Below are 14,914 nucleotides of genomic sequence, written 5' to 3'. Positions count from 1 at the left end.
TCAGATCTGATTCTAAGCCTGAGGTAGCATACTGTCCGCGGCCATTTTCTGACATAATGGCCGGATTCGATTTTGCCCGCAGGAGTCTTCTCATGGAATTTACCGCCGGACTGATGCCGCTTGAAACGGCTCTCTCTCAGATGCTGTCGCGTATTACCCCGCTCACCGCCGTCGAAACGCTGCCGCTGGTTCAATGCTTTGGCCGCATTCTGGCCGCCGACGTCGTTTCCCCCATTGATGTACCAGGATTCGATAATTCGGCAATGGATGGCTATGCGGTGCGATTAGACGATTTACGCTCGGGTCTGCCGCTTGCGGTAGCAGGCAAAGCCTTTGCCGGACAGCCTTTTCACGGCGAATGGCCCGCGGGGACCTGTATCCGCATCATGACCGGTGCCCCGGTGCCTGCCGGTTGTGAAGCGGTGGTCATGCAGGAACAAACGGAACAAACCGATGACGGTGTACGTTTTACCGCCGAAGTCCGCGGCGGACAAAATATTCGTCTGCGCGGTGAAGATATTGCAAACGGTGCAGTCGTCTTCCCCGCCGGGACCCGCCTGACAACCGCCGAGCTCCCGGTTCTGGCTTCGCTCGGTATTGCTGATGTGCCTGTTGTGCGCAAAGTCCGGGTGGCGTTGTTCTCCACCGGTGATGAACTGCAACTGCCGGGTCAACCGCTGGGCGACGGACAGATTTATGACACCAACCGTCTGGCCGTTCACCTGATGCTGCAACAGTTGGGCTGCGAGGTGATCAACCTTGGGATTATTCGCGACGATCCCAACGCGCTACGCGCGGCGTTTATTGAAGCCGACAGCCAGGCCGATGTCGTTATCAGCTCCGGTGGCGTTTCTGTCGGTGAAGCGGATTACACCAAAACCATTCTGGAGGAACTGGGAGAAATTGCCTTCTGGAAGCTGGCCATCAAACCGGGCAAACCGTTCGCCTTTGGCAAACTAAGCAACAGTTGGTTTTGCGGCCTGCCGGGTAACCCGGTGTCAGCAGCCCTCACCTTTTATCAACTGGTGCAACCAATGCTGGCGAAGCTTAGCGGCAACACGGGCTGTGGGTTGCCTCCTCGTCAACGCGTACGCACCGCGTCACGTCTGAAGAAAACGCCAGGCCGTCTGGATTTTCAACGTGGCGTATTGCAGCGCACCGCAGAAGGCGAACTGGAAGTCACCACCACCGGACACCAGGGTTCGCATATTTTTAGCTCCTTTAGCCTCGGCAACTGTTTTATCGTGCTGGAACGCGATCGTGGTAACGTTGAAGCCGGAGAGTGGGTAGAAGTCGAGCCGTTTAACGCGCTGTTTGGAGGTCTGTAATGGCGGAACTCAGCGACCAGGAGATGATGCGCTATAACCGGCAAATCATTCTGCGCGGCTTCGATTTTGAAGGTCAGGAAGCGCTGAAGGAGGCGCGGGTACTGGTCGTTGGTCTGGGGGGACTTGGCTGCGCCGCGACCCAATACCTGGCAGGCGCTGGCGTCGGGCATTTAACGTTGCTCGACTTTGACACCGTTTCCGTGTCGAACCTCCAGCGCCAGACGCTGCACAGCGATGCAACTGTAGGGCAACCGAAAGTGCTATCCGCCCGCGACGCGCTGGCGCGGATTAACCCTTATATCGCCATTACGCCAGTGAATGCGCTGCTGGATGATAGCGAAATTCACGCGCTGATCGCCAAACACGATTTGGTGCTGGACTGTACGGATAACGTCAGCATCCGCAACCAACTTAATGTTGGCTGCTTTAGCGCAAAGGTTCCGCTGGTTTCCGGGGCGGCAATTCGCATGGAAGGACAAATTACCGTCTTTACCTATCAGGAAGGCGAACCTTGCTACCGTTGCCTGAGCCGCCTGTTCGGTGAAAATGCCCTCACCTGCGTGGAAGCTGGCGTAATGGCTCCGCTAATCGGCGTGATCGGCTCATTACAGGCCATGGAAGCCATTAAATTATTGGCAAACTACGGTAAACCCGCATCTGGAAAAATCGTCATGTACGACGCCATGACCTGCCAGTTTCGCGAAATGAAGCTGATGCGTAACCCGGGATGTGAGGTGTGCGGGCAGTAACGGTAAGCCCCGGCGGCATTTATTTTCCGGGGCTGTATTAACATACATTCAATGCGTCAAAGATTTAATATCTTCCTCAGATAGCCCAGTGATTCTCACGATAAGCTCCCGTGGGAGACCATCGGCCAGCATTGAGTGGGCAATGCGCTGCGCTTCCTCGCGGCGACCTTCAACCCGGCCTTGACGCATGCCTTCCCGTAGCCCCTTTCGTTGCCCTGCCCTACGTATTTTTTCAACAATATTCATTGTACGCTCCTTGTGTTCGGGTACCTGCTGCGCCAGCTTACGCATAAATCGCCCAAAGCGCGGTTTGTGACCATGCTGGATTAGCAGATAATTAAACAGCGCTTTTAGCTGGCTGTCATTAGCACTTCCTGTAACCAGCAGCGTAGCCAGATTGTCCACCAGTCCTACTAAATCGCGCTGGCGAATATGCTTTTGAATCAATTCCAACAGTGCGATACGCCGGTGCTGCATAATTTCTTCATCCGGGATCACGGTAATATCCACCAATGGAAATGCCGACAGATAAAGCTGGCGCGCCAGGAGCGGATTATCAAACTCATCCAGCCAGCATAAAGAGAAGGGATAAGGCGTATCGACGCCATGATAAAACAACATCGGCACGACTAACGGTAAGCGGGTATGCCCGGCGTCAAGGTGGCTTTGCATTGCCGCTATCGCATAACGCATCAGGCGAAACGACATATGCACATCAGGACGACTTTGATGTTCAATCACGACATAGATATAACCCTCCCCTTCACTGGTTTTCATCGACCAAAGCACATCTGAATAATATGCGCGTAAGTTTTCTTCAATAAAACTGGTCGGTTGCAGTTCTAACGTCGCCAGATCGCAAAGCGCCCGTAGCGTGGGAGGAAGATGAATTTCAATAAAATCACGGGCTGTGGCAGGGTATTTTAAAAATGTTTTAAACAGCGCATCGTGCGGTGTGGCTGTAGGTGTTTTTTTCATGGCGGTCCGTCACCTGATAAACATGATGACGTGAATGTACCCGTCGCGATGACGGGTAGCATGCAGGCTTTACCGGTTTTACGAGGGGGATTCGCAGTTTATTGCTCTTAACTGCAACAGATTCATTTTAACGGAATCACCTACGCAAATATGCCGGAGTAATCCGACCTAAAACTAGATCGACGTCCGTCCAAACGCCCCCTGCCAGTCCTGCTCAAACTTCACAATCGCCGCATCCACAGCCGGAGAGGTCATAAACTGCTGCGCCACGTCCAGCGGCAGCGTGATGGACTCGCAGCCTGCCAGCAGGCAATCCAGTGCCTGACGCGGCGTTTTGAAGCTAGCTGCCAGTACTTTGGCGTGCGGCGCATGCATGTTCAGTAAGGTTTGCAGATCGGTCACCGTCTGAATACCATCTCCCCCCTGCGCATCCACGCGGTTTACGTATGGCGCAACATATTCCGCTCCTGCCAGCGCCGCTAACAGCCCTTGCGCAGCACCGTATACCGCGGTACCCAGCGTCGGGATCCCTTCTTCTTTCAGTAGCTTAATTGCCGCCAGACCTTCAGCCGTCACCGGCACTTTGACCACGATATCCGCGATAATTGCCCGCAGTTTACGCGCATCATTGACCATGCCTTCGGCGGTCGTCGCCATCACCTGCGCAAACAGACGGCCTTGTCCTCCCATCGCTTCCTGCAGTTGCGGCAGCAACACTTCCAGCCTCTCTTTACCAGCCGCCACAATGCTCGGGTTAGTGGTCACCCCAGCCAACGGCAAAACACGCGCCAGAGCTTTGACAGCGGCAACATCAGACGTATCTAAATAGAGTTCCATAACCTTTCCTCAAACGAATAATTAGCATGAATAAAAGGTAGCACGGCGAAACCTCACGGTTAGTTGACGCACATCAATATAACTTTCATTCGAAAGTAATTTAATCTTTATACGAAAGAAAAGAGGCCGCTTATGATTTTCAATATCCAGCGCTATTCCACGCATGATGGCCCCGGTATCCGTACCGTGGTGTTCCTTAAGGGATGCTCCCTGGGCTGCCGTTGGTGTCAGAACCCGGAAAGCCGCGCCCGCACACAGGACCTGCTCTATGACGCACGGTTGTGTCTCGACGGTTGCGATCTCTGTGCTCAGGCGGCACCTGCGGTGATCGAGCGAGCGCTGAGCGGTCTGCTTATTCATCGCGAAAAACTGACCGATGACGCTTTCGCTGCGCTGACTGACTGCTGTCCAACCCAGGCGCTGACCGTCTGCGGAGAGGTAAAAAGCGTGGACGACATCATGGCGACCGTACTGCGTGATAAACCGTTTTACGATCGTAGCGGTGGGGGTCTCACCCTCTCCGGTGGCGAACCGTTTATGCAGCCAGAACTGGCGGCAGAATTATTCAAGGCCAGCCACGATGCGGGCATTCATACGGCGGTCGAAACCTGTCTGCATGTGCCGTGGAAGTATATCGAGCCGTCATTACCTTACGTTGATCTGTTCCTGGCTGATTTAAAACATGTCGCCGACGCGCCGTTTAAGCAGTGGACCGATGGCAGTGCCTCTCGTGTATTAGACAATCTGAAAAAATTGGCCGCTGCGGGTAAAAAAATGATTATCCGCGTACCGCTGATTCAGGGTTTCAACGCTGACGAAGCCGCCATCCAGACTATTACCGATTTTGCTGCCGACGAGCTTCACGTCGGTGAGATCCATTTTTTGCCCTATCACACCCTGGGCATCAATAAATACCACTTACTCAGTCAACCCTACAACGCACCGGATAAACCGCTTGAGGCGCCTGCCCTGCTCGAATTTGCTCAGCAGTATGCCCACCATAAAGGTTTAACCGCGGCCCTACGAGGATAATCGCCATGACCACTCTGAAACTGGACACACTCAGCGACCGTATCAAAGCGCATAAAACAGCCCTGATCCACATCGTGAAGCCTCCGGTTTGCACCGAGCGCGCCCAGCACTATACCGAGATGTATCAACAACATCTGGATAAGCCGATCCCGGTACGCCGCGCGCTGGCGCTGGCCCATCATCTGGCGGAACGCACTATCTGGATCAAGCATGACGAACTGATTATCGGCAACCAGGCGAGCGAAGTGCGCGCTGCACCGATCTTCCCGGAATACACCGTCTCCTGGATTGAAAAAGAGATCGATGACCTCGCCGACAGGCCGGGCGCTGGCTTTTCGGTAAGTGAAGAGAACAAACGCGTATTGCACGAGGTGTGCCCGTGGTGGCGCGGCCAGACCGTACAGGATCGCTGCTACGGGATGTTTACCGATGAGCAGAAAGGTCTGCTGGAAACCGGCATTATCAAAGCCGAAGGCAATATGACTTCCGGCGACGCACACCTGGCGGTGAACTTCCCGCTGCTGCTGGAAAAAGGTCTCGACGGCCTGCGCCACAAAGTTGATGAACGTCGCTCCCGCATCAATCTGACTTGTCTGGAAGACCTCCATGGCGATCAGTTCCTGAAAGCGATTGATATCGTGCTGGAGGCCGTCAGTCTGCATATTGAGCGCTTTGCCGCTCTGGCACGTAAAATGGCGTCCACGGAGACCCGCGCCAGCCGTCGCGAGGAACTCCTGACCATGGCGGAAAACTGTGATGTGATTGCCCATGAGCCGCCTAAAACGTTCTGGCAGGCGCTGCAGTTGTGCTACTTCATCCAGTTGATTCTGCAAATTGAATCCAACGGCCATTCAGTGTCGTTTGGTCGCCTGGACCAGTATCTCTATCCTTTCTACCGTCGTGATGTGGAGCTGAATCAATCGCTGGATCGCGAACACGCCATAGAGCTGCTGCACAGCTGCTGGCTGAAGCTGCTGGAAGTAAACAAAATCCGCTCCGGCTCCCACTCCAAAGCATCGGCAGGTAGCCCGCTGTATCAGAACGTGACCATTGGCGGACAGAATCTGGTTAACGGTCAGGCGGTGGATGCCGTCAACCCGCTCTCCTACGCCATTCTCGAATCCTGCGGCCGCCTGCGCTCTACTCAGCCTAACCTGAGCGTGCGCTATCATGCGGGGATGAGTAACGATTTCCTTGATGCCTGTGTGCAGGTCATTCGCTGCGGCTTCGGGATGCCAGCCTTTAACAACGATGAAATCGTCATACCTGAATTTATCAAGCTTGGCATTGAACCGCAGGATGCCTACGACTATGCGGCCATTGGTTGCATCGAAACCGCCGTTGGCGGCAAATGGGGCTATCGTTGTACCGGTATGAGCTTTATTAACTTTGCCCGTGTGATGCTGGCGGCGCTGGAAGGCGGACGCGATGCCACCAGCGGCAAGGTCTTCCTGCCGCAGGAAAAAGCGCTCTCGGCCGGCAATTTCAACAATTTCGATGAAGTGATGGACGCCTGGGATACACAGATTCGCTACTACACGCGTAAATCCATCGAAATCGAATATGTCGTCGACACCATGCTGGAAGAGAACGTACACGATATTCTCTGTTCGGCGCTGGTAGACGACTGTATCGAACGCGCGAAAAGCATTAAGCAAGGCGGCGCGAAGTATGACTGGGTATCAGGTTTGCAGGTGGGTATTGCCAACCTTGGCAACAGCCTGGCGGCAGTGAAGAAACTGGTCTTCGATCAAGGCGCTATCGGCCAGCAGCAATTAGCTGCTGCACTGGCTGATGATTTTGACGGTCTGACTCACGAGCAATTACGCCAACGACTGATCAACGGCGCGCCGAAGTACGGTAACGATGACGATTCCGTTGATACGCTGCTGGCCCGCGCTTATCAGACCTATATTGATGAACTGAAACAGTACCATAATCCACGTTATGGTCGCGGTCCGGTTGGCGGCAATTACTACGCCGGGACCTCTTCTATCTCCGCCAACGTGCCGTTTGGCGCGGCAACCATGGCAACGCCGGATGGCCGTAAAGCTCACACCCCGCTGGCTGAAGGCGCGAGCCCGGCTTCCGGGACGGACCATCTCGGCCCGACGGCGGTGATTGGATCGGTGGGTAAATTGCCTACCGGCTCCATTCTCGGCGGTGTGTTGTTAAATCAGAAGCTGAATCCGGCCACGCTGGAGAATGAATCAGATAAGCAAAAACTGATGATCCTGCTGCGCACCTTCTTTGAAGAGCACAAAGGCTGGCATATTCAGTACAACATTGTGTCCCGTGAAACGCTGCTGGAAGCAAAAAAACACCCGGATCAATACCGTGACCTGGTGGTGCGTGTCGCAGGCTATTCCGCCTTCTTCACTGCCCTGTCTCCGGATGCGCAGGACGATATCATCGCGCGGACTGAGCATATGCTGTAAGCAATATTGTAGGCCGGATAAGGCGTTCACGCCGCCATCCGGCACGCTACCCTCCCCATTGCCGGATGCGCTGACGCTTATCCGGCCTACAACTGCTCTCCCCTTAGCCGGGTAAGGCGAAGCTGCCACCCGGCCTTTTACTTTCATTCGAAATTAAATTTGTGCTTCAGGTCACATTGTTATTAGAATGTTTCTGGTCGCAGTTATGAGCCAGGAGCAAGTATGACCATCAAAGTTATCGTCACCGATATGGACGGAACTTTTCTCGACGACGCCAAGAAATACGATCGTGCACGTTTTATGGCGCAGTATCAGGAACTGAAAAAACGAGATATTGAATTTGTCGTGGCCAGCGGCAACCAGTATTTCCAGCTGATCTCCTTTTTCCCGGAGCTTAAAGACGAAATATCGTTTGTCGCTGAGAATGGCGCGCTGGTTTATGAGCATGGCAAACAGCTGTTTCACGGCGAGCTTACCCGTCACGAATCACGCATTGTTATTGGCGAACTCCTCAAAGACAAGCAGCTCAATTTTGTTGCCTGTGGTCTGCAAAGCGCCTACGTCAGTGAGAATGCTCCTGAGTCTTTCGTGGCATTGATGTCGAAACACTACCATCGCCTGAAACCGGTGAAGGATTATCAGGACATTGATGATGTGCTGTTTAAGTTTTCACTGAACTTACCCGACCAACAAATCCCGTTGGTTATCGATCACCTGCATACCGCTCTGGATGGCATAATGAAGCCCGTCACCAGCGGCTTTGGGTTTATCGATTTGATTATTCCGGGCTTACATAAAGCCAACGGTATCAGCCGCCTGCTGAAACGCTGGAACCTGTCTCCACAAAACGTCGTCGCCATTGGCGATAGCGGCAACGATGCAGAAATGTTGAAAATGGCGCATTACTCTTTCGCCATGGCCAATGCGGCAGAGAGCATCAAAGCGATTGCCCGCTATCAGACCGATGACAATAACCATCAGGGCGCGCTGAATGTGATTCAGGCGGTGCTGGATAACACCTCTCCTTTTAACTAACGTCTAATCCTGCTAACCGGGGCGTGCTCCGGTTCTCACGCTTAATGCATTCCGTGCACACCATCAAGTTTTTAAACTTGCATTAACCTATTTTTAACTTATATTGCATGTGTAAGATAAATTAGTTTCGAATGAAAGTTAATGCGAGGTGGTTATGGCTTTTACGTTTACCAGCGACACATTGCCCGTCGATCACAAAGCGGCAATCCGTCAGATGAAACAACAATTGCGGGCACAGCTTGGGGATGTTCAGTTGATTTTCAATCAGCTGAGCGATGCCATTGCCACTCGCGTGGCGGAAATCAACACCCTCAAAGCGCAAGGTTCCCCGGTTTGGCCAACGTTGTCCTATGCGGATATCAAGGCGGGACGCGTAAACGCAGAGCAGCGTGAAGAGATTAAGCGTCGCGGATGCGTGGTCATCAAGGGACATTTCCCCCGTGAACAGGCGCTGGCATGGGATCAGTCGATGCTCGATTACCTGGATCGAAACCATTTCGATGAGGTCTACAAAGGCCCCGGTGATAACTTCTTTGGCACCCTCAGCGCATCCCGACCGGAGATCTACCCCATCTACTGGTCCCAGGCGCAAATGCAGGCCCGTCAGAGCGAAGAAATGGCCAATGCGCAGTCATTCCTTAATCGTCTGTGGACGTTTACAAGCGAAGGGAAACAATGGTTTAACCCGGACGTCAGCGTCATCTATCCTGACCGCATACGTCGTCGTCCGCCGGGAACAACGTCCAAAGGGCTGGGCGCGCATACGGATTCCGGCGCGCTGGAGCGCTGGCTTCTGCCGGCATATCAGCAGGTCTTTGCGAATGTTTTCAATGGCAAGCTGGAAGATTACGATCCATGGCAGGCGGCGCATCGCACAGAAGTTGAAGAGTACACGGTAGATAACACCACTAAATGTTCAGTATTTCGTACCTTCCAGGGCTGGACGGCACTCTCCGATATGTTACCAGGTCAGGGATTGTTGCACGTAGTCCCGATTCCTGAAGCGATGGCCTATGTGCTATTACGTCCATTGCTTGACGATGTGCCGGAAGATGAGCTTTGCGGCGTCGCGCCCGGCAGAGTTCTGCCGATTTCCACGCAATGGCATCCGCTGCTGATAGAGGCGTTAACCAGTATTCCGCAACTGGACGCCGGCGACTCCGTCTGGTGGCATTGCGATGTGATCCACTCCGTCGCGCCGGTGGAAAATCAGCAGGGCTGGGGCAATGTGATGTATATCCCTGCCGCGCCGATGTGCGAAAAGAATCTGGCCTACGCCCACAAAGTGAAGGCCGCGCTGGAAAAAGGCGCGTCGCCGGGGGATTTCCCGCGCGAGGATTATGAAGCTGACTGGGAAGGACGCTTCACGCTGGAGGATTTGAATATCCACGGTAAGCGCGCGCTGGGTATAGCTTAGCTGTCGTACAGTCCTTCCCGATCAACGGCGGTGCGTCGTTTCCCCTGACGTATCCGCCGTACTGATTCCCGTACGGCCAGCATGCCGTTAAGCAACAACGTCCCCACCGGCGCATCCGGGCGCATCAGCCGCTGCTGGAGCATATATACCGCTTCCGTTCCAAGTTCATCGCGGGGAACATGCACTGCGGTTAAGGGTACATCCTGAATCGCCGCCAGATTAAAGCCGTCGATGCTCATGACAGAGACGTCCTGAGGTACGCGCAGGCCGTGTTTTTGCAGGGCACTGATGGTACCCGCCGCCATAAAATCGCCGCCAACTAAAAATGCAGTCGGCAGATCCTTACCCTGCCGCTCAATAAGCCAGGCATTTACCAGCTCCTCCGTTTCACGAGCGCTAAAGCTCGGCACCACCAGCAGATCGCGCAGGTCATTAAATTTCAGGTTGTGTGACTGCCACGCGTCGCGGATCCCCGACAGGCGCAGCTCCATAGTGTAGCGGCGCAGACACATTACATTCAGCACCTCCCGGTGCCCCATTTCGAACAGATATTCCGCCGCCCGTTCGCCAATGGCGCGGTGATCGGGCGTGACGGCGGGCAGGCGCATGTGCCGGTCCCGGCAGTTAATTAACATGCAGGGTTTAGCGACATCCACCGCCAGATCGTGGATATGAGGATCGTCGATACCGAGAAGAATGGCGGCCTGGGTGTCCGGCTCGTTCATTCGCGTCAGAAACAACTGCGCATCGCTATCATTCTCTTCCAGCGCGCAATAGCGCAGGCGAACCTCGTGGGATGCCAGGCCTTTACTCACGCTCTGGATCACGCGGTAGTAAAAGATGTCGGACCGCTCGTCAAACGCCCGCTGCGGCGCAAAAACCACCAGAGAGTTAAGCAGCAAACGCCCGGCCGCCATGCCGTCAATCACCCCCAGCTCCCGCGCGCATGCCAACACCTTTGCCCGTGCTTTCTCACTGGTGTTGGCCTTCCCCGCCAGCACGCGGGAAACCGTGCTGATAGAGAGCTGAGTACGGGCTGCGATTTCGGTAATTTTTAGCCTTTTGTCCATTTTGTGATCTGGCTCCATTTGCAAAATGAAAAAATTTTCATGGCGCATTTATCAGTAAATAACTGGAATAGGAGCCATCATGCCAAATGACTTACGTTATTTATGAGAAATTTTGCACAAAAACGACTATTTCCCGCTCATGTTCTCCCTTAAGGTGAACTTGTCACACCACTTCCATACTAGTTGTATATCAACTTACGTATTTTAAATGTATAGAAATCAAAGCCATAAAAATTTGTGTGACACCTGAACCTCCGTCCCTTACCGTCCGTCTTGTGGAGAGTAAAATGAGTCAGGACATCAATAACACCGTTGCGACAAGCAACACCCGTCGCGTCATTAAGAACCTGCGCTGGTACATCCTGGTGCTGTTCTTACTTGGCGTCACCGTTAACTACATCACCCGAAACTCGTTAGGTATTCTCGCTCCGGAGTTGAAAGAGAGCCTCGGGATCACCACCGAGCAATACTCCTGGATCGTCGGCGCGTTTCAGATTGCCTACACCATTTTCCAGCCCCTGTGCGGCTGGCTGATCGACGTTATCGGCCTGAAGATTGGCTTTATGATCTGCGCCGCGATCTGGGCGCTGATGTGTATTTTCCACGCGGGCGCCGGAAGTTGGCTACACCTGGCCATTCTTCGCTTCTTTATGGGAGCGACCGAAGCGGCTGCGACCCCGGCGAACGCCAAAACCATTGGCGAATGGTTCCCGAAATCTGAACGTCCCGTTGCTGCCGGTTGGGCGGGTGTGGGTTTCTCCATCGGCGCGATGCTGGCACCGCCTATCATCTACTTTGCTCACGCCTCGTTCGGCTGGCAGGGCGCGTTTATGTTTACCGGCGTGCTGGCGCTGCTATGGGTGATCCTGTGGTGGGCGTTCTACCACAATCCGGAACAGCACCCGAACCTGAGTAAGGACGAGCTGGCGTTTATTAAGCAGGATAACGAACCGCCAGCGGTCAAACTGCCCTTCCTGACTGCGCTGAAGACCGTCTCAAAAAACAAACGCTTCTACGGCATCGCCATCCCGGCCTTTATGGCGGAGCCCGCCTGGGCAGTGCTGAGCTTCTGGGTGCCGCTGTACCTTGCCAAAGAGCACGATATGGATTTGAAGCAGATTGCGATGTTTGCCTGGCTGCCGTTCCTCGCCGCCGACCTCGGTAGCGTGGTGAGCGGTTACCTGACGCGTCTGTATACCCGTCTGTTCGGCTGCTCCCGCGTTAACTCTGTGGTAGCAAGCTCCGTGACGGGCGCATTCCTGATGATCTCTCTGGGCATCGTAGCCATCACCCGCGACCCGTATATCACCATCGTGCTGATCTCCATCGGCGGCTTCGGGCACCAGATCATCTCCTGCATGCTGAGCGCCCTGGTCGTGGAGTCGTTCGACAAAGGCCAGATGGCGACTGTCAACGGCATGCGCGGCTCTGCTGCGTGGATCGCCAGCTTCCTGTTCTCGCTGTTAATCGGCGTAACCGCCGACAAAATCGGCTTTAACCCGCTGTTTATTGCCATGGGCTTCTTTGACCTGATTGGCGCTGTCTTCCTGGTAGCATTTATTGCTGAACGTCGCGCTAAACGCGCCTGATAGTGGATGTATTGCATATGAAAACCCTGAAAAACTGGATCGTAGATAAGCAGTCAGCAAACCATCTTGAACTGCTGGTCGATAACCAGCACCGTCTGTGTCTGTATGTGCTGGAAGAGAATCTTTTCCGCGTGCTGGTTAAGCGCAAAGGCGAGCTGGCGCTGGACCGCACCTGGAGCATCGCACCGGAAAAAGACGTGCCGTGGGAAGGCCGCCATCGTGACGACATAAGCGGTTTCTCCTGCCCGGCCTGGAACCTGACGCAGCAGGATGGTGCGCTAACCGTGGCAACCGAACAGCTACGCGTGACCGTCCACCAGCCGCTGTGGCTGGAGTGGCACTACCGCAATGAGGCGGGCGAGTGGCAGCCGCTGGTCAATGACCGACCAACCAGCGCCTACCTGCTGAATGCCCACGGCGACGGCGTGGCGCACTATCTGAGCCGCTCTCAGGATGAGCGTTTCTACGGCCTGGGCGAGAAAGCGGGCGATCTGCAGCGCAACGGTAAACGCTATGAAATGCGCAACCTCGATGCGATGGGCTATAACGCAGTCAGCACTGATCCGCTGTACAAGCACATCCCGTTCACTATCGCCCGCCGCCATGATGTGAGCTACGGCCTGTTCTACGACAACCTGAGCAGTTGCTGGCTGGATTTGGGTAACGAAATCGATAACTACCACACCGCCTATCGCCGCTGGCAGGCGGAAGCCGGGGATATTGATTACTACATCTTTACCGGCAAGCGCGTGCTGGACGTCACCAAAGCCTTTGTCCGTCTGACCGGCAAAACGCTGTTCGGACCCAAATGGAGCTTGGGCTACAGCGGCTCGACCATGCATTACACCGACGCACCGGACGCGCAGAACCAGCTCATGAACTTCATCCGCCTGTGCGCAGACCACGCTATTCCGTGCGACTCGTTCCAGCTCTCGTCCGGCTACACCTCGATCAACGGCAAGCGCTACGTCTTTAACTGGAACTACGACAAGGTGCCGCAGCCGAAGGTGATGAGCCAGGCGTTCCACGACGCGGGGCTGAAACTGGCGGCCAATATCAAACCGTGCCTGTTGCAGGATCACCCGCGTTATAACGAAGTGGCAGAACGCGGCCTGTTTATTCGCGATTCAGAAACCGATGCGCCAGAACGTTCCAGCTTCTGGGATGATGAAGGCTCTAACCTTGACTTTACCAACCCGCAGACTATCCAGTGGTGGCAGGAAGGCGTGACCACGCAGTTGCTGGAGATGGGGATCGACGCCACCTGGAACGACAACAACGAGTTTGAAGTGTGGGACGGCGAAGCGCGCTGCCATGGCTTCGGCCAGGAGATCGCTATCAAGCACATTCGCCCGGTAATGCCGCTGCTGATGATGCGCGCCTCGCTGGAAGCGCAGCAGCGTTTCGCCCCGGAGAAGCGCCCGTATCTCATCTCCCGTTCCGGCTGCGCCGGGATGCAGCGCTACGTGCAGACCTGGAGCGGTGATAACCGCACCAGTTGGGACACCCTGCGCTTCAACACCCGCATGGGGCTGGGGATGAGTTTGTCCGGGCTGTTCAACGTCGGTCACGACGTCGGCGGTTTCTCCGGCGACAAACCGGACGCCGAGCTGTTTGTCCGCTGGGTACAAAACGGCGTGATGCATCCGCGCTTTACCATTCACTCATGGAATGATGACCACACGGTGAACGAGCCGTGGATGTATCCGGGCGTGATGCCTGCCATTCGTGGAGCCATTGAACTGCGCTATCGCCTGCTGCCGTATCTTTACACCCTGCTCTGGCAGGCGCATGCCGACGACGAGCCGATGCTGCGCCCGACCTTCCTCGATCACGAGCACGATGCGCAGACCTTTGAAGAGTGCGATGACTTCCTGCTGGGCCGCGACCTGCTGGTGGCAAGCGTCGTCGAAGCCGGGCAGCGCGAGCGTCGCGTCTGGCTGCCGGATAACGAAACCGGTTGGTACGATTTTTACACCAACGAGTGGTTCGCTGGCGGGCAATCGATCGTTCTCGACGCGCCGCTGGAAAAGCTGCCGCTGCTGGTACGCGCAGGTGCTGCTCTTCCGCTAAGCGAACGCATTACCCACGTGTCCGCTGAAAAAGACAACACCCGTGAGCTGAAGCTGTTCCCGGTGAAAGGCGTCGGCACAACCTCCGGCCTGCTGTTTGAAGATGACGGCGAAAGCTGGGGCTACCAGAATGGCAATGCGCTGTGGGTGGAATGGGAGATGGTGTGTGATGGCGCAGCGATCAATCTGAAGGTCAACGCACGTGGGGATTATCATCCGGCGTGGAAGGCGCTGAAGGTGTCGTTACCGGCGGGGGAAAAACGTAAGCTGCTGGTGAATGGGGTTGAAGGGGGCGAGTGGCTGGTGTAGTGCTGCCTGATGCCCTCACCCTACCCCTCTCCCACAGGGAGAGGGAATAAAGGCTCGACG

11 protein-coding genes are annotated in these 14,914 nt (G+C 55.0%); 8 read left to right on the top strand and 3 right to left on the bottom strand.

The window, feature by feature from the left end:
- Positions 1–92 precede the first annotated feature (92 nt).
- Together moeA and moeB are read left to right on the top strand one after the other, a co-directional pair.
- Positions 93–1,328: a molybdopterin molybdotransferase MoeA gene (gene moeA / locus FDX09_RS14045; protein ID WP_137347390.1), complete on the top strand. Its 1,236-nt coding sequence runs from the start codon at positions 93–95 to the stop codon at positions 1,326–1,328.
- Positions 1,328–2,077 (top strand): molybdopterin-synthase adenylyltransferase MoeB, encoded by a 750-nt coding sequence (moeB, locus tag FDX09_RS14040; protein ID WP_137347389.1) that lies wholly within the window; start codon positions 1,328–1,330, stop codon positions 2,075–2,077. Before moeA ends, moeB begins: the two co-directional genes overlap by 1 nt.
- A 48-nt stretch (positions 2,078–2,125) precedes the next feature.
- On the opposite strand, the gene FDX09_RS14035 is transcribed toward moeB, so the two are convergent.
- Both FDX09_RS14035 and fsa read right to left on the bottom strand, forming a co-directional pair.
- The gene (locus FDX09_RS14035; protein ID WP_121528809.1) at positions 2,126–3,055 is read right to left on the bottom strand and encodes an Rpn family recombination-promoting nuclease/putative transposase; all 930 of its coding nucleotides are present in this window, start codon (positions 3,053–3,055) and stop codon (positions 2,126–2,128) included.
- 174 nt (positions 3,056–3,229) lie between these two features.
- Complete coding sequence (fsa, locus tag FDX09_RS14030; protein ID WP_085047456.1) at positions 3,230–3,892, bottom strand: fructose-6-phosphate aldolase; 663 nt, start codon at positions 3,890–3,892, stop codon at positions 3,230–3,232.
- 132 nt (positions 3,893–4,024) lie between these two features.
- Here fsa and FDX09_RS14025 point away from each other — a divergent pair, with 132 nt between their 5' ends.
- From FDX09_RS14025 to FDX09_RS14010, 4 genes are all read left to right on the top strand, one after another.
- Positions 4,025–4,924: a glycyl-radical enzyme activating protein gene (locus tag FDX09_RS14025; RefSeq protein ID WP_137347388.1), complete on the top strand. Its 900-nt coding sequence runs from the start codon at positions 4,025–4,027 to the stop codon at positions 4,922–4,924.
- 5 nt (positions 4,925–4,929) lie between these two features.
- On the top strand, positions 4,930–7,362 hold the full coding sequence (locus FDX09_RS14020; protein ID WP_137347387.1) for a glycyl radical protein: 2,433 nt from the start codon (positions 4,930–4,932) through the stop codon (positions 7,360–7,362).
- 222 nt (positions 7,363–7,584) lie between these two features.
- Complete coding sequence (locus FDX09_RS14015; RefSeq protein ID WP_038639148.1) at positions 7,585–8,397, top strand: Cof-type HAD-IIB family hydrolase; 813 nt, start codon at positions 7,585–7,587, stop codon at positions 8,395–8,397.
- Between the two features lie 154 nt (positions 8,398–8,551).
- Complete coding sequence (locus FDX09_RS14010) at positions 8,552–9,814, top strand: DUF1479 domain-containing protein (RefSeq protein ID WP_137347386.1); 1,263 nt, start codon at positions 8,552–8,554, stop codon at positions 9,812–9,814.
- Here FDX09_RS14010 and FDX09_RS14005 read toward each other — a convergent pair.
- The gene (locus tag FDX09_RS14005; protein ID WP_137347385.1) at positions 9,811–10,884 is read right to left on the bottom strand and encodes a LacI family DNA-binding transcriptional regulator; all 1,074 of its coding nucleotides are present in this window, start codon (positions 10,882–10,884) and stop codon (positions 9,811–9,813) included. The two genes, FDX09_RS14010 and FDX09_RS14005, sit on opposite strands and share 4 nt — an antisense overlap.
- A 287-nt stretch (positions 10,885–11,171) precedes the next feature.
- Here FDX09_RS14005 and FDX09_RS14000 point away from each other — a divergent pair, with 287 nt between their 5' ends.
- Entirely contained in the window at positions 11,172–12,473 is a 1,302-nt protein-coding gene (locus tag FDX09_RS14000; protein WP_137347384.1) for an MFS transporter, read from the top strand.
- Positions 12,474–12,490: 17 nt separating this feature from the next.
- Complete coding sequence (locus FDX09_RS13995) at positions 12,491–14,854, top strand: glycoside hydrolase family 31 protein (RefSeq protein ID WP_137347383.1); 2,364 nt, start codon at positions 12,491–12,493, stop codon at positions 14,852–14,854.
- Positions 14,855–14,914: the final 60 nt, after the last annotated feature.

Origin of the sequence: Citrobacter sp. wls717 (assembly GCF_005280955.1) — a bacterium.
GTDB classification, from domain to species: domain Bacteria; phylum Pseudomonadota; class Gammaproteobacteria; order Enterobacterales; family Enterobacteriaceae; genus Citrobacter; species Citrobacter werkmanii.
Note: the sequence above shows the minus strand (reverse complement) of the source record. Positions and strands in the feature narration are given on the sequence as shown.

What these genes read in the sequence shown, in the direction of transcription:
- moeA (WP_137347390.1), top strand. Translation starts at nt 93, where the DNA reads ATGGAATTTACCGCCGGACTGATGCCGCTTGAAACGGCTCTCTCTCAG.
- moeB (WP_137347389.1), top strand. Translation starts at nt 1,328, where the DNA reads ATGGCGGAACTCAGCGACCAGGAGATGATGCGCTATAACCGGCAAATC.
- FDX09_RS14035 (WP_121528809.1), bottom strand. Translation starts at nt 3,055, where the DNA reads ATGAAAAAAACACCTACAGCCACACCGCACGATGCGCTGTTTAAAACA.
- fsa (WP_085047456.1), bottom strand. Translation starts at nt 3,892, where the DNA reads ATGGAACTCTATTTAGATACGTCTGATGTTGCCGCTGTCAAAGCTCTG.
- FDX09_RS14025 (WP_137347388.1), top strand. Translation starts at nt 4,025, where the DNA reads ATGATTTTCAATATCCAGCGCTATTCCACGCATGATGGCCCCGGTATC.
- FDX09_RS14020 (WP_137347387.1), top strand. Translation starts at nt 4,930, where the DNA reads ATGACCACTCTGAAACTGGACACACTCAGCGACCGTATCAAAGCGCAT.
- FDX09_RS14015 (WP_038639148.1), top strand. Translation starts at nt 7,585, where the DNA reads ATGACCATCAAAGTTATCGTCACCGATATGGACGGAACTTTTCTCGAC.
- FDX09_RS14010 (WP_137347386.1), top strand. Translation starts at nt 8,552, where the DNA reads ATGGCTTTTACGTTTACCAGCGACACATTGCCCGTCGATCACAAAGCG.
- FDX09_RS14005 (WP_137347385.1), bottom strand. Translation starts at nt 10,884, where the DNA reads ATGGACAAAAGGCTAAAAATTACCGAAATCGCAGCCCGTACTCAGCTC.
- FDX09_RS14000 (WP_137347384.1), top strand. Translation starts at nt 11,172, where the DNA reads ATGAGTCAGGACATCAATAACACCGTTGCGACAAGCAACACCCGTCGC.
- FDX09_RS13995 (WP_137347383.1), top strand. Translation starts at nt 12,491, where the DNA reads ATGAAAACCCTGAAAAACTGGATCGTAGATAAGCAGTCAGCAAACCAT.